Origin of the sequence: Bacillus sp. FSL K6-1003 (assembly GCF_037964945.1) — a bacterium.
GTDB classification, from domain to species: domain Bacteria; phylum Bacillota; class Bacilli; order Bacillales; family Bacillaceae; genus Bacillus; species Bacillus mojavensis.
In genome coordinates this window covers 436,007-458,136 of sequence record NZ_CP150176.1, presented here as the reverse complement: position 1 = coordinate 458,136, position 22,130 = coordinate 436,007, and the positions used below count along the sequence as shown (strand labels likewise).

At 45.0% G+C, this 22,130-nt stretch carries 21 protein-coding genes and 2 pseudogenes; 10 read left to right on the top strand and 13 right to left on the bottom strand.

All coding sequences use genetic code 11. The features are described from left to right. Positions 1–33: 33 nt before the first annotated feature. The gene (locus NSU16_RS02315) at positions 34–1,659 is read left to right on the top strand and encodes a copper resistance CopC/CopD family protein (RefSeq protein ID WP_326333777.1); all 1,626 of its coding nucleotides are present in this window, start codon (positions 34–36) and stop codon (positions 1,657–1,659) included. A gap of 12 nt (positions 1,660–1,671) precedes the next feature. Continuing rightward, a complete protein-coding gene (locus NSU16_RS02310) occupies positions 1,672–2,292 on the top strand; it encodes a DUF1775 domain-containing protein (RefSeq protein ID WP_339191958.1) in 621 nt (206 codons plus the stop codon). A 42-nt stretch (positions 2,293–2,334) separates the two neighbouring features. On the opposite strand, the gene gdh is transcribed toward NSU16_RS02310, so the two are convergent. The 4 genes from gdh to gabT form a co-directional block, all read right to left on the bottom strand. After that, positions 2,335–3,120 (bottom strand): glucose 1-dehydrogenase, encoded by a 786-nt coding sequence (gene gdh, locus NSU16_RS02305; protein WP_010333037.1) that lies wholly within the window; start codon positions 3,118–3,120, stop codon positions 2,335–2,337. An 18-nt stretch (positions 3,121–3,138) separates the two neighbouring features. Then, complete coding sequence (glcU, locus tag NSU16_RS02300) at positions 3,139–4,002, bottom strand: glucose uptake protein GlcU (RefSeq protein ID WP_010333036.1); 864 nt, start codon at positions 4,000–4,002, stop codon at positions 3,139–3,141. A 125-nt stretch (positions 4,003–4,127) separates the two neighbouring features. Further along, complete coding sequence (gabD, locus tag NSU16_RS02295) at positions 4,128–5,516, bottom strand: succinate-semialdehyde dehydrogenase (RefSeq protein ID WP_339191957.1); 1,389 nt, start codon at positions 5,514–5,516, stop codon at positions 4,128–4,130. Positions 5,517–5,585: 69 nt separating this feature from the next. Further along, a complete protein-coding gene (gene gabT / locus NSU16_RS02290; RefSeq protein WP_339191956.1) occupies positions 5,586–6,899 on the bottom strand; it encodes a 4-aminobutyrate--2-oxoglutarate transaminase in 1,314 nt (437 codons plus the stop codon). A gap of 105 nt (positions 6,900–7,004) precedes the next feature. On the opposite strand from gabT, the pseudogene NSU16_RS02285 reads away from it, so the two are divergent. Then, positions 7,005–8,442, top strand: a pseudogene (locus NSU16_RS02285) (PLP-dependent aminotransferase family protein); the annotation flags it as partial. Positions 8,443–8,445: 3 nt separating this feature from the next. Here the strand turns inward: NSU16_RS02285 and NSU16_RS02280 are convergent. Beyond that, on the bottom strand, positions 8,446–8,760 hold the full coding sequence (locus NSU16_RS02280) for a metalloregulator ArsR/SmtB family transcription factor (protein ID WP_010333032.1): 315 nt from the start codon (positions 8,758–8,760) through the stop codon (positions 8,446–8,448). Positions 8,761–8,899: 139 nt separating this feature from the next. On the opposite strand from NSU16_RS02280, the gene NSU16_RS02275 reads away from it, so the two are divergent. The 4 genes from NSU16_RS02275 (at position 8,900) to NSU16_RS02260 (ending at position 12,432) form a co-directional block, all read left to right on the top strand. After that, positions 8,900–9,187: a putative quinol monooxygenase gene (locus NSU16_RS02275; protein WP_003225015.1), complete on the top strand. Its 288-nt coding sequence runs from the start codon at positions 8,900–8,902 to the stop codon at positions 9,185–9,187. 16 nt (positions 9,188–9,203) lie between these two features. Next, positions 9,204–9,953, top strand: a complete 750-nt coding sequence (locus tag NSU16_RS02270) for an NADPH-dependent oxidoreductase (RefSeq protein WP_010333031.1) — start codon at positions 9,204–9,206, stop codon at positions 9,951–9,953. A 163-nt stretch (positions 9,954–10,116) separates the two neighbouring features. After that, positions 10,117–10,995 carry a helix-turn-helix domain-containing protein gene (locus NSU16_RS02265; protein ID WP_339191955.1) on the top strand — a complete coding sequence of 293 codons (879 nt, stop codon included), beginning with the start codon at positions 10,117–10,119 and terminating at the stop codon, positions 10,993–10,995. Positions 10,996–11,013: 18 nt separating this feature from the next. Further along, positions 11,014–12,432 (top strand): MDR family MFS transporter, encoded by a 1,419-nt coding sequence (locus NSU16_RS02260; protein ID WP_010333029.1) that lies wholly within the window; start codon positions 11,014–11,016, stop codon positions 12,430–12,432. A 49-nt stretch (positions 12,433–12,481) separates the two neighbouring features. Here NSU16_RS02260 and NSU16_RS02255 read toward each other — a convergent pair whose 3' ends face one another. Genes NSU16_RS02255 through yclN form a run of 4 tightly spaced genes read right to left on the bottom strand, consistent with a single transcriptional unit; the run spans position 12,482 to position 16,099 of the window. Next, a complete protein-coding gene (locus tag NSU16_RS02255) occupies positions 12,482–13,435 on the bottom strand; it encodes a siderophore ABC transporter substrate-binding protein (RefSeq protein ID WP_339191954.1) in 954 nt (317 codons plus the stop codon). A gap of 21 nt (positions 13,436–13,456) precedes the next feature. Beyond that, positions 13,457–14,215, bottom strand: a complete 759-nt coding sequence (gene yclP, locus NSU16_RS02250) for a petrobactin ABC transporter ATP-binding protein YclP (RefSeq protein ID WP_268444292.1) — start codon at positions 14,213–14,215, stop codon at positions 13,457–13,459. Then, positions 14,209–15,156 carry a petrobactin ABC transporter permease YclO gene (yclO, locus tag NSU16_RS02245; RefSeq protein WP_010333026.1) on the bottom strand — a complete coding sequence of 316 codons (948 nt, stop codon included), beginning with the start codon at positions 15,154–15,156 and terminating at the stop codon, positions 14,209–14,211. Before yclO ends, yclP begins: the two co-directional genes overlap by 7 nt. Continuing rightward, positions 15,149–16,099, bottom strand: coding sequence for a petrobactin ABC transporter permease YclN (yclN, locus tag NSU16_RS02240; protein ID WP_010333025.1), 951 nt, complete (start codon positions 16,097–16,099; stop codon positions 15,149–15,151). The genes yclO and yclN overlap by 8 nt, the downstream gene beginning before the upstream one ends. Positions 16,100–16,484: 385 nt before the next feature. Here yclN and NSU16_RS02235 point away from each other — a divergent pair, with 385 nt between their 5' ends. The 3 genes and pseudogenes from NSU16_RS02235 (at position 16,485) to NSU16_RS02225 (ending at position 18,302) form a co-directional block, all read left to right on the top strand. Then, positions 16,485–17,849: an aspartate kinase gene (locus NSU16_RS02235; protein WP_168746931.1), complete on the top strand. Its 1,365-nt coding sequence runs from the start codon at positions 16,485–16,487 to the stop codon at positions 17,847–17,849. Between the two features lie 119 nt (positions 17,850–17,968). After that, a pseudogene (locus NSU16_RS02230) lies at positions 17,969–18,052 on the top strand (sporulation protein YjcZ); the annotation flags it as partial. Between the two features lie 157 nt (positions 18,053–18,209). Further along, the gene (locus NSU16_RS02225) at positions 18,210–18,302 is read left to right on the top strand and encodes a YjcZ family sporulation protein (protein WP_026014660.1); all 93 of its coding nucleotides are present in this window, start codon (positions 18,210–18,212) and stop codon (positions 18,300–18,302) included. Positions 18,303–18,406: 104 nt separating this feature from the next. Here NSU16_RS02225 and NSU16_RS02220 read toward each other — a convergent pair whose 3' ends face one another. The 4 genes from NSU16_RS02220 to yclJ form a co-directional block, all read right to left on the bottom strand. Further along, positions 18,407–18,529 carry a PhrC/PhrF family phosphatase-inhibitory pheromone gene (locus NSU16_RS02220; protein ID WP_010333023.1) on the bottom strand — a complete coding sequence of 41 codons (123 nt, stop codon included), beginning with the start codon at positions 18,527–18,529 and terminating at the stop codon, positions 18,407–18,409. Beyond that, a complete protein-coding gene (gene rapC / locus NSU16_RS02215) occupies positions 18,513–19,661 on the bottom strand; it encodes a response regulator aspartate phosphatase RapC (RefSeq protein WP_168746930.1) in 1,149 nt (382 codons plus the stop codon). The genes NSU16_RS02220 and rapC overlap by 17 nt, the downstream gene beginning before the upstream one ends. A 177-nt stretch (positions 19,662–19,838) precedes the next feature. Further along, entirely contained in the window at positions 19,839–21,254 is a 1,416-nt protein-coding gene (locus NSU16_RS02210; protein WP_268449656.1) for a HAMP domain-containing sensor histidine kinase, read from the bottom strand. Further along, positions 21,241–21,924, bottom strand: a complete 684-nt coding sequence (gene yclJ / locus NSU16_RS02205; protein ID WP_010333020.1) for a two-component system response regulator YclJ — start codon at positions 21,922–21,924, stop codon at positions 21,241–21,243. The genes NSU16_RS02210 and yclJ overlap by 14 nt, the downstream gene beginning before the upstream one ends. Between the last annotated feature and the right edge of the window lie 206 nt (positions 21,925–22,130).

Genomic DNA, 22,130 nt, shown 5'->3' with positions numbered 1-22,130 from the left:
ACAACATAACTAGCGGAAGGTGGTGTCTGAGTAATGCAACGAAACAGATGGTGGATCTTCCTTCTGCTTTTTCTTGTTTTCCTGCCGAAAACAAGCTTTGCTCACGCCTATATTGTCAAATCTTCACCCGGAGAAAACAGTGAATTAAAAAGCGCTCCCGCACAGGTGGAAATTGAATTTAATGAACCTGTTGAAGAAGGCTTTCACTACATTAAAGTCTATAATTCAGACGGTGACCGGGTGGATACGGACAAAACAGAAATCAAAAAAGACAACAACCACATCATGACCGTGAAGCTGAAAAAAAATCTGCCTCATGACGTGTACAGAGCGGAATGGAATGCCGTTTCAGCAGACGGGCACCCTGTTTCCGGCGTCATTCCGTTCAGCATCGGCAAAGCGGAAGGAGGGTTCAGCAGCCAGAAAACATCAAGCTCAGCGCTTAATCCGGGAACAGCTGCAGACCGTGCCATTCTGTATACAGCCTTTTCTCTGTTTATCGGGACCGTTTTCTTCCATCTCTTCTGGTATAAAGGGGACGGAAAAAAACTCGCCAAACGGACGAAGCGTTTGCTTGTCATCTCAGTCACTGTGCTGGGACTGGCGCTCCTGCTTCAGCTACCGTTACAGACAAAAGCGAATACAGGGGGCGGCTGGGCCAACGCCTTTCAGCCGGGGTATATGAAAGAAACACTGTTTGAAACCGCGGGAGGCACAATTTGGATGATTCAAGCCGTGCTGTACGTACTGCTTGTCCTTTCTGCCATCCCAGTGTTACGCAAAAAGCGTTTTGCGTCCTTCGCATATTGGACAGCGCCGCTCATTTTCTTTTTCGGTCTTCTGCTTGCCAAAGCGTTTACCGGACATGCCGCTGTTGTAGAAGAAAAAACGGTCGGTATCCTGATGGATTTCCTACATTTATCCTCCGCCTCTATCTGGGTCGGCGGAATAGCGGCCATCGTTTTCCTGCTGTCACAGGAGTGGAGACAGCAGGACAAGACGCTTGCATGGGAGACGGTAAAACGGTTCTCTCCATGGGCGCTCACTGCAGTCGGTGTCATTTTGTTCTCGGGCTTGCTCAATGGATTTTTCATCATCCGGTCAATGGATTCACTTTTCCATACGGCGTACGGCCAAGCCTTGTTAGTCAAAAGCGGACTGTTTGTTTTAATGCTGATTCTGGGCGGTATTCATTTTCTGCTCACCAGAAAACGGAAGGGGTCCAAAATCACCCGCACGCTAAAAGCGGAATGGGCAATCGGCATCGCTGTCCTGATCACAGCCGCCGTATTTACAAGTCTGCCAAGTCCGCCTGAGCCTGCACCGGAACCGTTTTATCAAACCAAAGCGATTGAAAACGGGCAAAGTGTGTCTCTCAGCATCAGCCCGAACCAGCCCGGCAAAAACGTGTTTGAACTCAGGGTTACTGATCATAACGGAGACCCAGCAAAAAACATTCAGCAAATCACCTTGACCGTTTATAAAACGGGACTGTCCGGCAGTAAAAACAAAAGCACGTTTCAGTTAAAAGAAAAAACAGATGGTATCTTCCAGACTGAAAACCTGTCTATTAATGAAAAGGGAAACTGGAAGATCAAAGTCCACGGACTGACCGGCGACTTTAACGAAATCAATATCATGTTTACAAAGACAAATTAAGGAGTGTTTGAATTGTTTAAAAAAATCGCATTTACACTATGTCCAGCTGTTATCGGCTCTCTTTTATTCTTTACGGCGCCTGCCAGCGCGCACGTGTCTGTAAAACCGGCTGAATCAGCCGCAGGCTCATGGGAGACCTACACAATGAAGGTTCCTTCCGAAAAAAATCAGCCGACAACAAAGGTTGTTTTAAAAATGCCTAAGAATGTTGAGTTCCAGCAATACGAACCGGTTCCGGGCTGGAAGGTGTCTACTGCAAAACACGACGACAAATCAGTGTCCGTGACGTGGGAAGCCACTGGCGGGGGCATTCAGGAAGGCCAGTTCCAGCAGTTTACCTTTGTTGCCAAAAACCCTGATAAAGCGGATGAAGCCGCTTGGGATGCTTATCAATATTACAAAGACGGCAGCATTGTTGAATGGACAGGCGATGAAGATGCGGAAACGCCTCATGCCATTACAAAAATCACTACATCCAAAGAAGTAACAGACGAGCACGGCGCCACTCAAACGAAAGATGATTCTGCTCCTGCAGACTCAGGTTCATCGGCTCTTGATATAACAGCAATTGTGCTGTCTGCAGCCGCTATTATTTTATCTGTTGCAGCTCTTGTAAAGAAAAAGCGCACCTAAAGAAAAAGCGATCCAGATGAGTTCTGGATCGCTTTTTTTGATTTATCCGCGTCCTGCTTGGAAGGAAGGGTATTGTGTCATACCGCCGTCCGCAAATAACGTAATGCCTGTGACGTAGCTGGCTTCCTTCGAAGCAAGCCAGGCTGCCACTGCCGCAATTTCCTCCGGTTCACCGATATATCCCATCGGAATCATGCTTTCTACATCTGCTCTCTGCTTAGGATCAGCAAATTTTTCAGCATTGATTGGCGTGTTGATCGCGCCAGGCCCGATATTGTTGACACGAATGCCTTTCGGCGCATATTCCAGTGCCAATGTTTCCGTCATCAGCTTGATTCCGCCTTTACTTGCCGCATAGTGAACAAATAATGGCCAAGGAATCACTTCATGGACGCTCGACATATTAATGACGCTTCCTTTGATATCATTTTCAACAAAATATTTTATCGCTTCACGGCTTCCTAAAAAGGCGCCTGTTAAGTTCGTGCTGATGACTTTTTCCCAATCCTTGAGCGGCATTTCATGAGACGGTACAGGGTTTTCAAGACCGGCATTATTAATCATAATATCGAGTGTGCCAAACTCTTTAATCGCTGTTTGGACGATGTTTTTTACATCTTCTTCTTTCGTTACGTCTCCTTGGACAACAATGGCTTCACCGCCCGCCTTGATGACCTCTTCTTTTACCTCGTTTGGATCCTGCTTGTTACTGTAGTAGTTGATTACAACTTTTGCCTGCTCTTTGCCGAAGCGAATGGCCATTGCCTTTCCTAGTCCTGAAGCAGCTCCTGTAATAGCGACGACTTTTCCTTTTAAATCCGGATACATATCCATCCTCCTTAATTGTTATGAATTCGTTTTGGCGATTCCTAAGAATACGGCAGCCACAATAATCAGTGCAATCCCGATCGCAATCGCAATCAGCTGGCGTTTTGATTTCTTTTCACGCAGGATGAAAATACCGCCAAGCGTCGAGATGACAATTCCCATTTGAGAAAGAGAAAAGCTTGTGGCAACGCCGACTTTCGGCTGAGAAATAAACAAAAACATATTTCCCCCTGCCCAGATTAAGCCCGGGAGAATATTTCTGATGGCATACTTATTGAAGGGCTTGTGCTTATAGGTTAGTATGACCCCTCCAATAACCATCCCGATCGCCTGCGGCAACAGGGCGGACCATCCAGATACATTGAACAACCTGGCGACAACAACATAAATCAAATAGCCCAGTGTCGAGACCAGAAGGATTAAAATGCCCTTTTTTAAGTTGCTCGGCTCTCCATCTTTTTTGTCTTTCTTATCTTCTAATGACGTGAGAACGATACCGACAATAATAAAGATAAGAGCGAGGATTCCAAGTGTAATCGCAATCGGTGTTGACCACTCTCGGAAAACGATGACACCGAACAGTGAGGTGGAAACAAGCTGCATCCCCGTAGAAATCGGCATCGTTTTGGACACACCCATTAACTGAATGCTTTTGAGCTGGTTGCTCTGCCCAAGTGACCAAAATAAGCCGGATATAATTCCAACGATAAAAATGCGCATGGACAGGACGGGTTGGACAAACAAATAAATAACGATAGAAACAATTAACGCCCCGATCGTCGTTCCCAATGTTTGGCTGTAAGGCCCGCCGCCTAATTTAACATTGAAGAGAACAATGCTCCCCCAAAACAAAGCAGGGAGAAGAGCCAGTAATAAATCCATTGTTGGGGAACCTTCTTTCAAAATGTATTTGCTGTTATTTTGGCTGGAATTGATGTGTTTATTCGCTGAAACACAAAAAGAGGTGCCGGATTTTCCGGCACCTCTTTAGGAGCATATCATTTCGTTTATAAACCGATGGACATATATTTTGTTTCGAGATATGGTTCAATACCTTCTGAACCGCCTTCACGGCCGATTCCGCTTTCTTTCATTCCGCCGAACGGAGCTTGAACCGCGGACGGCCCTCCGTCATTCCAGCCGATAATTCCGTATTCAAGGTTCTCGGAAATATAAATGCCGCGACGGTAGTTTTCTGTGAAGAAATAAGCAGCCAGTCCGTACGGTGTATCGTTAGCGAGCTCAATGGCTTCATCAATATCTGTAAAAGTGACGATTGGCGCAACAGGGCCAAAGGTTTCCTCGTGCATGATATTCATGGACGTATCGACGTCAGCGAGCACTGTCGGATTGACAAAGTAGCATTCTTTATCATCGTTTCGTTCATAAGTGCCCCCAACAACAACCTTCGCTCCTTTTTCAACCGCATCATCAATTTGGCTGACGATTTTTTCAAAGCCCCTTTTGTTGATAATCGGACCGACGTTAACGCCTTCCTCAAGTCCGTTTCCAACCTTCAGCTTCGATACTTGCTCGCTCAGTTTCGCAGCAAATTCATCTTTGATGGATTCATGGACAATGAGCCGGTTGGCGCATACGCAAGTCTGACCCGCGTTTCGGTATTTGGACACCATTGCCTGTTCAACAGCAAGATCAATGTTTGCATCTTCATCCACAATCAGCGGGGCATGTCCGCCGAGCTCCATGGATACGTGTTTCACAGTATCCGCGCTGTTTTTCATCAGGATTTTCCCTACAGGTGTTGATCCTGTAAAGGTGATTTTGCGGATTTTCGGACTGCTTGTAAATACGTTTCCGATCTTCTCGCCATCACCGGTGACAACCTGAAGCACGTCTTTTGGGATACCCGCTTCGTACGCGAGGCGTGCAAGTTCATAGGCTGACAGCGGTGTATCAGGCGCCGGCTTGATGATAAACGTACAGCCGGCAGCAAGAGCAGGCGCCGCTTTACGTGTAATCATCGCATTTGGAAAATTCCATGGCGTAATCGCGGCAACTGGGCCAACGGCTTGGCGCGTTACGACAATTCGTTTTCCGGTTGTCGGAGCCGGAACGGTTCTTCCATACACACGCTTCGCTTCCTCTGCGAACCACTCGATATAACCAGCGCCGTACAGTACCTCGCCGACAGCTTCCTGGTACGGTTTTCCGTTTTCCTTCGTAATTAAATCTGCGAGTTCTTCTTTATGTTCAACGATTAGCTCATACCACTTTTTCAACAGAGACGCTCTTTCGTTCGCTGATGTTTTAGACCATGATTTAAACGCTTGATGTGAACGTTCAATGGCTTCTTCTACTTCTTTGGCTGATTGCTGAGGAATCGTTTTGATTGCCTCGCCTGTAGCCGGGTTGTAGACCGTTAATTGATCTGGCATATTGAACATTCCTTTCTATCTTGGATTTACTTAAAATGATAGCAGACCCGTGCGTATTCTTTCCAATGATTAAGCTCGCAGACCTGCTTCCACAATGTGGAGCCCTTCATTCAGAAGATCATCTGAAATAACCAGCGGCGTCAGGAAGCGGATGATATTGCCGTTGATTCCGGCTGTCAGCAGCAGCAACCCGTTTTGATTCGCGTACGCTGCGATCGCTGCCGCTTTCGCTTTATCAGGTTCACGTGTTTCAAGGTCTTTGACGATCTCGATTGCTGCCATCGCCCCAAGTCTGCGGATGTCACCGATAAACGGGTATTCGGTTTTCCATTCAAGCGCTTTTTCTTCAATGATCCTGCCGATTTCCTCAGAACGTTTATTCAATCCTTCTTCTTCAATAATATCCAAAACAGCCAATGCCGCCGCGCACCCAAGCGGACTTCCCGCATACGTGCCGCCGAGCTCTCCGGGCGCCGCCGCATCAAGCATTTCCGCGCGTCCAATCACACCGCTTAACGGCAGACCAGCCGCAAGAGACTTCGAAACCGTGATCAGATCTGGGACGACACCAAAATGCTCGATCGCGAAATAAGTACCCGTTCTGGCAAATCCGGTTTGAATTTCATCGGCTACCAAGACGATGCCGTGTTCTTTACAGAAGGAAGCAACATGCTGCACAAACCGTTTAGAAGGAATAATGAATCCGCCTTCTCCCTGCACCGGCTCCATCACAACACAGGCTACCGTTTCAGGAGCAACAGCTGCGATAAAGAAGTCATTGAACGCTTGAATGACCATATCGTCATATGCATCGTCACTCAGTCCGGCAGGCTTCTGATAATAATATGGAAACGGCGCCTGGTATACCTCTGATGCAAATGGACCAAAACCGAATTTGTACGGCTTCACCTTGCTTGTCATGCTCATTGTCATATTCGTGCGTCCGTGGAACCCGCGTGTAAACGAGACAACGCCTTGGCGCTTGGTATACTTTCTGGCGATCTTCACTGCGTTTTCCACCGCTTCCGCTCCAGAGTTGAGGAAAATCGCTTTTTTCTCATGAGTGCCCGGCGCAATGCCGCAAAGCTTTTCAGCTAATTCAATATAAGACGGATACATCATGACGTTAAAGCCCGGATGGATCAGCTCCTCCGCCTGCCGCTTCACAGCTTCTACCACCTTAGGATGCGAGTGTCCGACGTTTAAAGTTCCAATGGCGCCAGCAAAATCAATAAATCTTCGGCCGTCCAAATCATACAGCTCTGCTCCCTCTCCTTTTACCGCCAGGCTGCGGTTTCCGTTGCTCACGCCCTTAGAAACAAATTGGTCCCGTTTTTGCTGCCACTCTGCGGTAGTGAAAGTTGATGCGGTTGTTTGACTCATGTGAATCCCCCCACTGTCATTGTTTTCTTATCATTCTGACTTCTTTTTGGTATGATGAAAAGTACCAATTATAACTTTTTAATGGTATCAGAAGGAGACACCGCAATGGACATCACAATCACTCTCGATCGCTCAGAAAAAGCCGATTATATCTATCAGCAGATTTATCAAAAACTAAAAAACGAAATCCTCAGCCGTAATCTGCTGCCCCACTCGAAGGTTCCCTCCAAACGTGAGCTGGCTGAAAAGCTGAAGGTCAGCGTAAACTCTGTGAATTCAGCCTATCAGCAGCTGCTCGCGGAAGGGTATTTGTACGCTGAAGAAAGAAAGGGTTTTTTCGTGGAACACCTGGACACATTTTCCTCTGAGGAACAGCCCTCATCTTCACTGCCGGATGACCTGAAAGAGGTTCATATCGATCAAAGCGATTGGATATCATTTTCACATATGAGTGCCGATACAGATCATTTTCCAATGAAAAGCTGGTTTCGCTGTGAGCAAAAAGCGGCTGCCCGCTCATACCGCACGCTCGGCGACATGTCTCATCCGCAAGGCATATATGAAGTAAGAGCCGCCATTACAAGGCTCATCTCTCTGACGCGGGGGGTGAAATGCCGGCCTGAACAAATCGTCATCGGGGCGGGCACTCAGGTGCTGATGCAGCTGCTGACGGAGCTTTTGCCTCAGGATGCGGTGTATGCGATGGAGGAGCCTGGTTACAGGCGAATGTACCAGCTTTTGCAACATACCGGAAAACAGGTGAAGACGATTATGCTTGATGAAAAAGGGATTTCCATTTCTGAAATCATCAGACAGAACCCAGATGTATTAATCACTACCCCTTCGCATCAATTCCCGGCCGGAGCGATTATGCCTGTATCCCGGAGAATTCAGCTGCTGAACTGGGCAGCGGAGCAACCGAGCCGCTATATTATTGAGGATGATTATGACAGCGAGTTTAAATATGACGTAGACAGTATCCCGGCGCTCCAAAGCCTCGACCGCTTTCAAAATGTCATCTATATGGGCACCTTTTCAAAATCACTTCTCCCCGGATTGCGGATCAGCTACATGGTGCTGCCGCCGGAGCTGTTACGGGGTTACAAAAAGCGGGGTTATGACCTGCAGACCTGCTCGTCGCTTACACAGATCGCCTTGCAGGAATTTATTGAGTCTGGAGAATATCAGAAGCATATAAAAAAAATGAAGCAGCATTATAAAGAAAAGAGAGAACGCCTCATCAGCGCATTAGAATCAGAGTTTAGAGGAGAGATCACGGTAAAAGGGGCAAATGCGGGACTGCATTTCGTCACCGAATTTTACACCTGCCGCACGGAACAAGAGATACTCGCGCATGCCGCCGCCCAGCAGCTTGAAATCTTCGGGATGAGCCGGTTCCGCTTAAAAGAAAGCCGTCCGCAGCCGGACAAACCCGCGCTCATCATCGGCTTTGCACGGCTGAGGGAAGAGGACATTCAGGAAGGTGTGCGAAGACTTCGCCGCGCTGTTTATGGGACATAAAAAAATCCCCTGTTCAGGGGATTTTTTACCAGCGCTCCTGGTCCACGTTCAACACTGCTTTAAGCAGGCCCGGGAATGCCCTTTCCAGATCTTCTGTGCGAAGCGAATAATAACGGCGCTTTCCTTCTATGCGTACTTGAGCGATGCCCGATTCTCTTAATACTTTAAAATGGTGGGACAAGGTCGACTTTGCAACCTGTACATCAGCACAGGTGCCGCATGTTTTCTCTTTTGCTTCGGCCAATTGCTTCACCAGCTCTAAACGAAGCGGATCACTCAGTGCGTGAAGAACCTTAGTCAGCTGCAACGTTTCTGTTTCTGGATGGTTTGGAATGTTCATGACACAAATGTATCACACAACAAATAGAATGACAATTTTACTATTTGAGGGTTTTTCCTTTACCTGATTTTGATTACATGGTACATTTAGTTCGATCAAATTCGAACAATAATTTAAAAGACAAATGGAGGAGATTTACATGATCGTATTACAAGCTTATATCAAAGTAAAACCCGAGAAACGCGAAGAATTTTTGAGCGAGGCACAATCGCTGGTTCAACATTCAAGAGCTGAGGAAGGCAACGCCCAATACGACCTTTTTGAAAAAGTAGGCGAAGAAAATACATTTGTGATGCTTGAACAATGGAAAGATGAAGCGGCGATGAAATCCCACAATGAAACTGCGCATTTCCAAGGATTTGTAGCAAAAGGCAAAGAACTGCTGAGCGCTCCTCTTGATGTTGTCCGCACAGAACTCAGCGAGTAAGGAAAGGATGTCTCACATGAACGAAGTAATCAAATCATTAACAGATCACCGCTCCATCCGCAGCTATACGGATGAGCCGGTGTCAGAAGAGCAGCTAGACCATATTATACAAGCGGTGCAATCAGCCCCTACTTCTATCAACGGGCAGCAAGTGACTGTCATCGCGATTCAGGATAAAGAGCGGAAAAAGAAAATCTCCGAACTGGCGGGCGGACAGCCTTGGATTGACCAAGCTCCGGTTTTCTTGCTTTTCTGCGCAGACTTCAACCGGGCAAAAATTGCGCTTGAAGATCTGCATGACTTCAACATGGAAATCACAAACGGTTTAGAATCCGTTCTTGTCGGCGCTGTAGATGCCGGCATCGCTCTTGGCACAGCGACAGCAGCAGCTGAATCACTCGGGCTTGGCACTGTTCCGATCGGCGCAGTTCGGGGAAACCCAAATGAACTGATCGAGCTGCTTCAGCTTCCAAAATACGTGTTCCCTGTATCGGGTCTTGTCATCGGCCATCCTGCTGATCGTTCAGCGAAAAAACCCCGTCTTCCAAAGGCAGCGGTTTATCATAAAGAAACGTATTTGCAGCAGGACGAGCTGACATCACACATTCAGTCATATGATGAACAAATGGCCGAATACATGAAAAACCGGACCAACGGAAAAGAAACACGAAACTGGTCACAAGGGATCGCCTCATACTATGAGCGCCTGTACTATCCGCATATTCGTGAAATGCTCGAAAAACAAGGGTTTAAAGTTGAAAAATAAGCCTCACCACAGCCTGTCGGAATTCCGGCAGGCCTTTTTATTTGTCCGGATAAAATCCATTGACTTTCATTTTGTTTATTTGGTAAAATTTTATCAATGTTACTCATTGGTTTTCTGTGAACCAATGGGTTTTCTATTGTTCAAGAAAGAAGGAAGCCATGAGATGCTTGATAAAAAAACAGAAATCTTGTTAGCCGCGCGGAAGCTTTTTTCTGAAAAGGATTTTACGTCGGTTTCCATGCAGGCAATCGCGGAAGAATGTAAGATGTCAAAAGCTTCTATATATAAGCTGTTTCAATCCAAGGAAGATTTGCTTTTGGAGCTGCTGACGTTTAACCAAAAGCAGATGGTGGCCGCGGCATCAAGACTGCAGGAAAATACCGCGCTGACACCGGAGGAGCGTTTGATTCAAAAGGTCAAAATGGAGCTGGAAGGATTCAGGCGGAATCAGCAGTTTTTTAATATGCTGAGCTACGGAAACCCCAAGCTGCACAATGACCGTGTAAAACAGCATATCCATCAGACCAGATCGACGATTATCTGCTGGCACCGGGATTCGCTGATTCAGGCCTATGGAGAAGCCATCCTCCCTTTTGTATGGGATTTGGTCATCATTCTTCACGGCATGATGCGGGAATTTTTAATGCTGATCAAAATAGAGGAAAAACCGCTTGACCTTGACCCGATCGCAGCGTTTATCATCAGCACCCTCAATCAGATTATCAAAAACAGAGAAACGCGGCAGTCCCTGCTTCCGCCTGAGACCATCGAGCTCTATATCCAATCGGCGTCCTCCTACCAGCCAAAGGATAAATCACTCCTGTTATCAGAAAGCCTGAAAGAATTACATAAAGGCATCTCTTCCCTGCCCGCCGCGGATTATGACATCGATGAGCTGGCATCCGCTGCAGCCATGCTGGAAGAGGAAGCAAAAAAGGAAGAGCCCCGCGCCTTTTTACTGAAATCACTGATTGGCTATCTGGAACAAACCGGTGTTTTAACACAGCCTATTTCTATGTTAAAAACACTGTTAATTACTTAAAGAAAAGAAGGGATCTTATTGGACACAAGTATTGAAAAAAAACCGTTTAACCGTTCTGTCATTGTCGGCATTTTGTTAGCCGGGGCGTTTGTCGCCATTTTGAACCAGACACTGTTAATTACCGCTCTCCCCCATATCATGAGGGATTTTCATATAGATGCAAACCAAGCCCAATGGCTGACGACTTCATTTATGTTAACGAACGGTATCTTAATTCCGATTACCGCTTTTTTAATTGAAAAATTCACGAGCCGTACGCTTCTCATTACGGCGATGAGTATTTTCACTGCCGGAACAATCGTTGGCACGTTTGCCCCGAACTTTCCGGTTCTGCTGGCGGCCCGTATCATTCAGGCGGCCGGAGCCGGCATTATGATGCCGCTCATGCAGACAGTATTTTTAACGATCTTTCCGATTGAAAAGCGCGGCCAGGCTATGGGTATGGTCGGATTGGTCATCTCCTTCGCGCCTGCGATCGGACCGACTCTTTCAGGATGGGCAGTAGAAGCTTTCTCATGGAGATCATTGTTTTATATCATTCTTCCGTTTGCGGTGATCGATTTGCTTCTCGCTATCATTCTTATGAAAAACGTGACGACATTAAGAAAAACACAGATTGATATTTTATCAGTTATCCTGTCGACCCTTGGATTTGGCGGGCTGCTGTATGGCTTCTCAAGCGTCGGCTCTTACGGATGGACCAGCTCAACGGTTCTGGTTTCACTGCTTGTAGGTGTGATTGCGCTGCTCTTATTTATTACAAGACAGATGAAGCTTGAAAAACCGATGCTGGAATTCCGCGTATTTACGTTTGGTATCTTCAGCTTAACAACCCTGCTGGGAACACTTGTCTTTGCTTTATTAATTGGTACGGAAACCATCCTCCCGCTGTACACACAAAACGTCCGAAACGTCACAGCCTTTGATACAGGGCTCATGCTTTTGCCGGGAGCCATTGTGATGGGCTTCATGTCCCCGATTATCGGAAGAATTTTTGACCGTGTCGGCGGAAGAGGCTTGGCGATTGCAGGTTTCTGCATCATCTTCCTGACGTCACTGCCGTTTATGCAGCTGACTGATCATACGTCACTGGCTTGGATTGTCGTTTTATATACCGTTCGTCTCTTAGGGACAGCGATGATTATGATGCCTGTGACAACAGCCGGAATCAATGCGCTGCCGCGCCACTTGATTCCGCACGGAACAGCCATGAACAATACGGTTCGCCAAGTCGGCGGCTCCATCGGGACTGCTCTCCTTGTATCCGTGATGAGCAACCAGGCGGCACATGCCGGAACCACAAATGTGAAACACGCCGCTCTGCACGGCATGAACGCCGCTTTTATCGTGGCAGCCTGCATCGCGCTTGCCGGCTTACTTCTATCCTTCACATTAAAGAAACCTCAGCGCCCTGCCGAACAGCAGCCGGCACGCTGATCCTATAAAAAAAAGAGCCCCGCTTTGAGAGCGGAGGCTCTTTTTCATTTTACTTCTCTAAACCGTCTTTCACTTCTTTAATCATTTGCGTCATAGACTCAAGTCCGCCTCCTGATAAGTACCAAGTAGCTGAATCAAGGTACACGACATGATCATTTTTCACGGCGTTTACGTTTTTCACATAGTCGTTTTCAACGACTTGTTTTGTAGATGATGTTTCTCCGATTGCTGTACCGCGGTCAATAACAAACAGGTAATCCGGGTTTGTTTTTGAAATGTACTCATATGAAACGCTTTGTCCGTGAGTAGACGCTTTGATATTTTTATCAGCCGGTGTCACGCCGAATACGTCATGGATCAGGCCATATCTTGATTTAGAACCAAAGGCGCTGATTTTGCCGTCGTTCGCCATAATCACAAGACCGTTTTTGTTCAGCTTTTCAGCTTTTTTCTTAAGATCTGAAATGGAGTTATCAATTGTTGCAAGTTCGTCTTTTACTTCATCTTCTTTATCAAAGATTTTACCGATTGTTTGTGCATCTGATTTAAATGATTCCATGTATTTCGCTGTGTCTACGCCAAGGTAAATGGTCGGCGCGATTTCAGAGAATTCTTTGTAAGACTCGGATTGTCTTCCTGAGATAATAATGAGATCAGGATCCAAGTCAGCTACTTTTTCAAAGTCTGGCTCTTTTAAGCTTCCGACATCAGCATATTTGTCATCTTTGAATTTGGACAGATAGTTAGGAAGGGCTTGTTTCGGAAGGCCCGCTACTTTATCATCAAGACCGAGTTTATCTAATGTATCTAAGCTGCCAAAATCAAATACGACGACTTTTTTAGGGTTCTTTGTTACTTTTGTGCCGTTTTTATCCAGCTGGTGCTTTACCGTTATTTGTTCTTTTTTCGTGTCAGATCCTTTGCTGCTTGAGCTTTGGTTTCCGCATGCAGAAATGACAACAGCTGTCACCAATGCGATGAATAGAATTGCAAACTTTTTCATAGTCTTCACCTCTTCTGTATATTAAGAAAAATAAACACCTATTCTTTGGTTATCTATCGTCTGAATCGGGATGGTCATATCGTAGATTTCTTCGAGCACAGAGGTTTCAATGATCTCCTCCGGCGGCCCCTCTTTTACGATTCGGCCGTTTTTCAAAGCTACGATATAATCAGAGTAGACAGAAGCAAAGTTGATATCGTGAATCACGATCACGATTGTTTTTCCAAGCTCCTCTACCAGCCTCTTCAGAAGCTTCATAATTTCAACTGAATGTTTCATATCCAGGTTGTTCAGCGGCTCATCAAGAAATATGTAGTCCGTGTCCTGGGCAATGACCATTGCGATAAACGCCCTTTGGCACTGTCCGCCGCTCAGCTGATCCAGGTACTTATCCTGAATCTCCTCCAGCTTCATATAACTGAGCGCCTGGTTGATATGAACCCAGTCTTCCTCTGTCAGCCTTCCCTGTGAATAGGGGAATCTGCCGAAACTGACAAGGTCTTTAATGGTTAGTCTGATATTAATTTGATTCGCCTGCTTTAAAATACTCATTTTTTTGGCAAGCTCTTTGCTGTCGCAGGTTCCGATCTCTTCTCCGTCTATGAAAATCTCACCGGAATCCTTTTTGATCAGGCGGCTCATAATAGACAGCAGCGTACTTTTGCCGGCGCCGTTAGGACCGATAAACGAGGTGATTTTGCCTTTTTGAATCGTGACTGACGTCTCTTCAAGGACAACTTTCCCTCCATATTGTTTGCTTACATTTTTGACCTCTACCATGATTTATTCTCCTTTAACAGCAAGTAGATAAAATAAATCCCGCCGGCAAAATTAATAATAACGCTCAGCGTCGTTGAGAAGGTGAATACTTTCTCAACCACAAATTGTCCCCCGACTAACGCAATAATGCTGATTAAAACAGAACCTGCGATTAAGTATGAATGCTTATATGTTTTCAGAAATTCTCTCGCCAGGTTGACGACGAGAAGCCCCAAGAACATAATCGGGCCGACAAGCGCTGTAGAAACAGAAACAAGGATCGCGATCACGATCAGCATCTGTTTAACAACTTTGTCGTAGTTAATGCCCAAATTGACAGCGTGTTCACGGCCGAGTGAAAGCACGTCAAAAAATCTCGTAAAACGCCAGACATAGATACCGGTCAGCAGGAAGATGATAAAGGCGAGCCATAACAGATCCGTGTTGATGTTGTTAAAGCTGGCAAACATTTTGTCCTGCACAACCTGAAACTCATTCGGGTCAATCAGCATCTGCATAAAGGAAGACAGGCTGCTGAACAGCGTGCCGAACACGATTCCGATGAGCAGAAGGAAGAAGATATTTTTCCCCTCACCTTTGAACATGATCTGATAGAGAACAAAAGAAAACAGCACCATCAGCAACACAGAGATGATGAAGTTGATGTTTTTATTCATGATTACGATATTCATTGAACCGAACAAAAAGATGATGACGGTCTGAATCAGCATATAGAGAGAATCAAGGCCTAAAATGCTGGGCGTCAGGATGCGGTTATTCGAGATCGTTTGGAAGATCATTGTTGAAAACGCAATCGCTCCGCCAGTCAGCATAATGGCAGCGACTTTTTTGATTCTTCTCGGCAGAGTGTAATCCCAATTGCCTAGGTCATAAAACAGAAATAAACCGATACATACAACAGCTATACCAACAAGCAAAGCAATTTTCATCTGGTTACGCATACGCTTTTCTCCTTAACAGCATAAACAGGAAAATGCCGCTGCCGATGATTCCGACCATCAGACCAATCGAGATTTCATAAGGGAAGATAATGACTCTGCCCAATATATCGCAAAACAGAACAAAAACCGCTCCCAGCAGCGCAGTGTGCGGCAGGCTGTTTTTCAGGTTGTCTCCTCTGTAAATCGATACAATGTTCGGGATGATTAAACCGAGAAACGGAAGCATACCGACAGTCAAAATGACAAGTGACGTAATCAGGGATACGATAATGAGCCCGATGTTCACAACCCGTTTATACTTGAGGCCGAGGTTGACAGAAAAGCTTTCTCCCATACCCGCCACTGTAAATTTATCCGCATAAACATAGGCAATGATGACAAGCGGAATACTCAGATAGAGAAGCTCGTATCTCCCTTTCACAACTAAGGAGAAATCTCCCTGAAGCCATGATGACACGTTTTGGATCAAGTCATATTTATACGCGATAAACGTCGCGATTGAGCTGACGATATTCCCGAGCATTAAACCGACAAGCGGAATAAAGATGGTGTCGTTAAACTTAATTCTTTCAAGAATTTTCATAAACAGAAAATTACCGACTAAAGCAAAGACAAAAGCAATCAGCATTTTCATTAATGGACTTGCCGATGTAAACAGAAGCAAGGATATTAAGATTCCCAGCCTCGCCCAGTCCATCGTGCCGGCCGTTGTCGGTGACACGAATTTGTTTCTGGTGATCTGCTGCATAATCAGGCCGCAGATGCTCATGCTCATCCCTGCGATTAAAATGCTGATCAGCCGCGGCAAACGGCTGGCAAAGAGCGTTGATGCCTCTTCTTTGCTTAGATCGAAGAGATCAAGCGGCGACAGATCTTCTACGCCGATAAATACAGAAGTGACTGCTAGTATGATAAGTAGAAAAAATAAGTAACGTAACTTCATGCTGCCTCCTTACATCCTTACAGCAAAAAGAACGTATCTCCTACTCCGCAAGGACTCAAAACAATATGGCCATATAGTAATTGATTATCATTATCATTTACATATTACCACTTTTCTAGTGTTAGTCAATATTCTTTAAAAATATTAACCTCGTTATCTATTCAATTTTACTCATAATTCAAACCATTTTCCATCACAAATCGTTAGTCTGTTTACCATATTTATCTTCACTATGCTTCAACTTCGGCATCAAACCTGACATAATTCCTCTCTGTAAATACAAATGTTCTTTCCACATAGAAATTTCCCCTTGATTTACAAAACTGAAAGAGGGATAATAAATACTAAATTTGTGTGAAAATTTTAAACATTAGGAGATGTAAACATGAAGGTCGTTAAATTCGGAGGCAGCTCACTCGCTTCAGGCGCACAGCTTGAAAAGGTGTTTCAAATCGTAACCTCAGATCCCGCACGGAAAGCTGTAGTGGTGTCGGCTCCGGGCAAACGCTATTCCGAGGATACGAAAGTGACTGATCTCTTAATCACATGTGCTGAACAGTATTTATCATCCGGAAGCTCCCCTGAACTGGCGGAAGCGGTAATTGAACGCTATGCTCTGATCGCAAATGAGCTTCAGCTTGAGCCGTGTATTATAGAAAAAATCCGCGATGATTTGTTTACGCTTTTAGAAGGAGATAAAAGCAATCCCGAACAATATCTGGACGCTGTCAAAGCAAGCGGTGAGGATAACAACGCTAAGCTGATCGCCGCCTATTTCCGCCACAAAGGCGTGAAAGCGGAATATGTAAACCCGAAGGATGCAGGCCTATTTGTAACAAATGAACCCGGCAACGCGCAGGTGCTGCCTGAATCGTATCAAAATCTCTATCAGCTGAGAGAGCGTGAAGGCCTCATCATATTCCCCGGCTTTTTCGGTTTCAGCAAGGATGGCGATGTGATGACATTTTCACGGAGCGGTTCTGATATTACAGGCTCTATTTTGGCCAATGGTCTTCAGGCCGATCTGTACGAAAACTTTACTGATGTAGATGCTGTCTATTCTGTTAATCCTTCCATTGTTGACAACCCGAAGGAAATCCACGAGCTGACATACAGAGAGATGCGCGAGCTGTCGTACGCAGGCTTTTCAGTGTTTCACGATGAAGCGCTCATTCCGGCCTTCAGAGCGGGCATTCCCGTGCAGATCAAAAATACGAACAACCCGTCGGCGAACGGAACACGCGTCGTCAGCAAACGCGATAACACAAACGGGCCTGTCGTCGGTATTGCCAGCGATACCGGCTTTTGCAGTATTTATATCAGCAAGTATTTAATGAACAGAGAAATCGGGTTTGGCCGCAGAGCCCTGCAAATCCTTGAAGAACACGGTTTGACGTATGAGCATGTTCCATCGGGAATTGATGACATGACGATCATCTTAAGACAGGGTCAAATGGATGCTTCGGTTGAACGAAGCGTAATGAAGCAGATTAAAGAGGATCTTCATGCCGATGAAGTTATTGTCGAGCACAATCTGGCGCTCATTATGGTTGTAGGAGAAGCAATGCGCCATAATGTCGGCACAACGGCAAGAGCAGCCAAAGCCTTATCAGAGGCAAAAGTGAATATCGAAATGATTAACCAAGGATCTTCTGAAGTGAGCATGATGTTCGGCGTAAAAGAAGCCGAAGAAAGAAAAGCCGTCCAAGCATTATACCGGGAGTTTTTCGCGGGAGTGCTGGTCTCTTAATCTATACATAAAAGCGGGCGGCAGAGCCCGCCTTTTATATTGCCCGCGTCGATCGATGAATTTTTCATTCTTGCCTTGTCCACTATTCCCCTATTCATCTGGCCGATTCCGCATCCATCATAGGGAGGTCAGGATACTCTAACGGTGGCGGTTACGGCTTCGGTTCTTTCGCTTTAATCATTCTATTAATTATCGTAGGTACTAGGCTTCTAAGTCTGCAGTACAGCGCCGTAAGACAATATCATTGTCCTGCGGCGTTTTGTTAGTTGTTTTCTTTATTTTTCAATCCCTATCTGAAAGCCCTGTCCGCTGCGTTTATGCAGCATATCATAAAGTAATCTCACAGGGAGGTGGCATCAGATGTCTGGTTACGGAAACTCTTTTGCTTTGATTGTTGTGTTATTTATCCTCTTGATTATCGTGGGAGCTGCATTTTTTAACGGAGGCTACTAAGAAAAAGGAATCTCCATGAATCAGGCGGCGCCGTAAGATTCATATCCTGCGTCGCTGTTTCTTTAGAAGAAAACCCCTTCTCTTATTGAGAAGGGGCCTGGTTCTTACGTCATTCCTCTTTCTGTGACATGGAAGTCGGATGCTTCAGCATGTGCAGAGACGCCAACCGCTGTAAAAACAGCTGCTGCAGCCAAACAAATAACAAATAACTTAGATTTCAATTTCATACAAACCTTCACTCCTTTGTATTTGTTTTCTTGCCTCTTCAACTCTAAGAAAGTAGGAAGCAGACAGTTCAAACCATTTTTGTTCATAGTAATATTTTGCTACTTCTAGGGCTAAATCCTCTATATCAGCATACATATTTTTATTTTTTAAGTATTGAAAACATCGTTCGATTCCTTCTGTATTGGGCTGTGCCTGATATAGGGATTGTAAAAACTCAAATTTTACCGCGTAATCTGCATCGTCTGTTTCTTTAGCATATTCATAGCCCCTCTTGTGATATTCCGAAGCCTTCTCATGTTTTCCGCGTTTATAATAAATAAGTGTTATTAAAAAATATGCCTGAGGCAGAGAATTGGTGATTCTGCTGTTTTCAAAAGTAGAAACCGCTTTCTCAAAATGGTCAATGGCAGGGTCGAGAAGGTCTTGATTGTAATAACACAGCCCCAAATTATAAAATGCTCTTCCAACCAATTGGGCTCTTTGTTCCGCTTCTGCCATCTCCAGCGCCAATTTAAAATGCCGTGCGGCTTGTTCGAAATTTCTCTCATCCATGAGGTTAACCCCGAACACGAAATGGCATTGGATAATCCGAACATTATAGGTTTCCTGCTCTACATAAATTTCATATGCATTCTTGATATGAATCAATGAAAAGTACGTTTGCTTCATATAATAATAAGCTTCCGCGATTTTAAAATAAAATTCAGCCCGTTCAATATGATCGGAAACAAAAGAAAGTTTTTTCTCCGCCTGTTTGTAATATGTAATGGCAGAAATAAATTCCCGCTTATCAAACTCATACATTCCGCGGAAGAAATTCACATAGTAATCAAGAAGCCCTTTTAGGTCAGCTTGGTTGCTGTCTATATTTCGTGATAATTCAGACAGGCTTGGCTGGTCTTCGATATTTAATTTCTCCAGCGGCTCGAGATAATCAAGCATAAGCTGGTGGCGAAATTCCATTAGTGAGTAATATAACAGCAAGTTGGAGTCATGCTGCATGTGTTTCAGTTCCTGCTGGATTTCAGCTTTTAGCACCTCGGCATCCGGTACACTGAAGGTCCGGATATATTTGTACCACTCGTTAATTTTTTGACCGACCGCTGAAGAAGGAATTACCCCGCTCTTCATTCCTTCACCCTCTCCCATCAAAAACTGTTTATGTCATATTTTATCATGTTTACAGACTGTCCTAACCCGAAAAACACGCAAACTTTATTTCGGGGGCACGCAATAAAAAAAGGAATACCGAAGCGATGTGAGAAAGAAGGCGGCAGCATCTGATGATATGCCGCCGCCTTACATGATTTATTGCTGTTTTGCAGGTAAAGGAAAGCGGATAATGAAAGTTGTGCCTTCCCCTTGTTCACTCTTAATGTCTATTGTACCTTGATGCATTTCAACAAGCTGCTTGACGATGGAAAGGCCGAGGCCGTATTCTCCGTACGCCGTGTTCGTTCTTGAAATATCGGCTTTATAGAACCGCTCCCAAATATGCTCGATATCCTCTTTTGAAATGCCGATTCCGGTATCTTCAATTTCAATAATGGTCTCTTTATATCCTTCTGTTCCCCGCAGCCAAATTTGCCCGTGTTGCGTAAACTGGATGCTGTTTTTCGTAATGTTCATGAGGATTTGAATTAACCGGTCATAGTCGGCATGAACGATCACGCTGCCCTCCACCTGAATCACCAGCTGATTTTGCTTTTCTTCCGCCTGCTGTTCAAGGTGCTCTTTAATGATTTCGAATACCTCTATCAGCGGAACGTCAAGCTTGTTCAAAGTGATTTGCTGAGATCTGATCTTTTCGTAATCGAGATTTTCTTTAACGAGCCGCAGCATTCGCTTCGTTTCCTCACTGATGAGCGAGAAGCATTTTTCTTTATTTTCCTCTGGAATCGTATTGCTGTTCAGCCCTTCAACTAAACCGTTAATGGTTGTCAACGGCGTTCTTAATTCATGGGATACATCGGCAATAAACTGCCTTCTCCGCTTCTCAAGCCGGTCGATTTCATCCCTTGACTGCTTTAATTTCTTTGCCATGATATTAAAGTCAGACGCCAGCACCCCGATTTCATCCCGATAGCTGTTTTCCAAGTGAATGTCATAGTCGCCGGAAGCTACTTTATCCGTTGCTTCTCTCAGCTTTTGAATTCGTTTCACATGGAATTTGGAGAGCAGCCAGCTGACGAGAATGGTAATGACAAGCGTGCTGATCATCGCGTAAAACATATAGAGATTGACCTGATTAATCATTTGCTCAACGCCGCTGATCGGAGAAATCAACAGTACCGCACCTTTAAATTCATTGTTAACAAAAATCGGCTGTGCAACAAGGGAAACCTCATCGTTAAAACGGCCATCCGCTCTGTTCATGACCGTCTGCCCTTTTTTCAGCTTCTCCCACTCCGCTTTCTTCAGCTTTTCCCTTGGGTGAAAGTCTTCAGGGTGAAAATAAGGCACCTGTGCTTCATTAAAGATGATAAACTGTGTTTTTCTTGTCCTTAAAATATCCTGATATGGGTACAGCCGGCGTATATCAACCTGGCCGGTTTGAAATTCGCTTGCAATCTGCACCGCATATGAGGTCAGTTCCTCTACTTTATTTTGGTAGGCAAACTCTTTCACGAAGTGAGAAAAAAGAGAAATAATGATAACAAATGCTAAAATTAATATGCTGACATGGCTCAGCAGCAGCTGATATAAATATTTAATCCTCATCAAATTTATACCCTACTCCCCATACCGTATATAGGAAAGGCCTGTCCTCACTTGCAAGCTTTTTCCGCAGCCGTTTAATATGGACATCGACAGTCCGTTCGTCTCCGTAAAACTGGTAGCCCCATACCTGCTCTAGCAGCTGCTCTCTGGAAAACACCTGCCGCGGGTTCTGCACAAGGTAATAAAGCAGGTCGAATTCCTTAGGTGTAAGGTTTTCAACAGGCTTTCCGTTTAAAAATACTTCTCTTGTCTTTTTATTAATTTTAAAGCATTCCGATTCAATCGTATCTTCTTCTACTGCCGCCTTGCCCGTCGCCTGATATCTTCTGATCACGGCTTTGATGCGGGCAACCAATGTCAGCGGGCTGAATGGCTTCGTCACATAATCGTCCGCACCCATCTCAAAGCCGATCACCTGATCTGATTCGGTGTCTTTGGCAGTCAGCATGATAATCGGAACCGTGCTTGTCTCCCTTATTTTTCTGCAGATGGTTACACCGTCCATAGAGGGGAGCATAATATCCAGAATCACCAAATCCCAATTTCCTTCCGCAAAACGCTGATACCCCTCTAAACCGTCATGAACAAATTCAGCTTCAAAGCCTTCCTTAAAAAAGAACATTTCTGTCATCGTACAAACACTAACGTTATCTTCTATCATTAAAATTTTCATTGGTTCCTCCGATTGTTTAGATGCTTTTTTTATAATAGCACCATTTTATACAGAAGATTTTGGGTTTCACAATTGTTAGTTTTTATTTCATCAACTAGAAATAGATTGTTCATATTTTTTTCATACCTTTGGACTACTATAAATTTATCAACAAGCGGGCCTGCCTCACAGGCGGTCTTATCCATAAAAATACCTATACGGAGGAA

Coding starts and splice junctions, on each gene's coding strand:
- NSU16_RS02315 (WP_326333777.1), top strand. CDS start 34: ATGCAACGAAACAGATGGTGGATCTTCCTTCTGCTTTTTCTTGTTTTC.
- gdh (WP_010333037.1), bottom strand. CDS start 3,120: ATGTATCCGGATTTAAAAGGAAAAGTCGTCGCTATTACAGGAGCTGCT.
- glcU (WP_010333036.1), bottom strand. CDS start 4,002: ATGGATTTATTACTGGCTCTTCTCCCTGCTTTGTTTTGGGGGAGCATT.
- gabD (WP_339191957.1), bottom strand. CDS start 5,516: ATGCCAGATCAATTAACGGTCTACAACCCGGCTACAGGCGAGGCAATC.
- gabT (WP_339191956.1), bottom strand. CDS start 6,899: ATGAGTCAAACAACCGCATCAACTTTCACTACCGCAGAGTGGCAGCAA.
- NSU16_RS02280 (WP_010333032.1), bottom strand. CDS start 8,760: ATGAACATTCCAAACCATCCAGAAACAGAAACGTTGCAGCTGACTAAG.
- NSU16_RS02275 (WP_003225015.1), top strand. CDS start 8,900: ATGATCGTATTACAAGCTTATATCAAAGTAAAACCCGAGAAACGCGAA.
- NSU16_RS02270 (WP_010333031.1), top strand. CDS start 9,204: ATGAACGAAGTAATCAAATCATTAACAGATCACCGCTCCATCCGCAGC.
- NSU16_RS02265 (WP_339191955.1), top strand. CDS start 10,117: ATGCTTGATAAAAAAACAGAAATCTTGTTAGCCGCGCGGAAGCTTTTT.
- NSU16_RS02255 (WP_339191954.1), bottom strand. CDS start 13,435: ATGAAAAAGTTTGCAATTCTATTCATCGCATTGGTGACAGCTGTTGTC.
- yclP (WP_268444292.1), bottom strand. CDS start 14,215: ATGGTAGAGGTCAAAAATGTAAGCAAACAATATGGAGGGAAAGTTGTC.
- yclO (WP_010333026.1), bottom strand. CDS start 15,156: ATGCGTAACCAGATGAAAATTGCTTTGCTTGTTGGTATAGCTGTTGTA.
- yclN (WP_010333025.1), bottom strand. CDS start 16,099: ATGAAGTTACGTTACTTATTTTTTCTACTTATCATACTAGCAGTCACT.
- NSU16_RS02235 (WP_168746931.1), top strand. CDS start 16,485: ATGAAGGTCGTTAAATTCGGAGGCAGCTCACTCGCTTCAGGCGCACAG.
- NSU16_RS02225 (WP_026014660.1), top strand. CDS start 18,210: ATGTCTGGTTACGGAAACTCTTTTGCTTTGATTGTTGTGTTATTTATC.
- NSU16_RS02220 (WP_010333023.1), bottom strand. CDS start 18,529: ATGAAATTGAAATCTAAGTTATTTGTTATTTGTTTGGCTGCAGCAGCT.
- rapC (WP_168746930.1), bottom strand. CDS start 19,661: ATGAAGAGCGGGGTAATTCCTTCTTCAGCGGTCGGTCAAAAAATTAAC.
- yclJ (WP_010333020.1), bottom strand. CDS start 21,924: ATGAAAATTTTAATGATAGAAGATAACGTTAGTGTTTGTACGATGACA.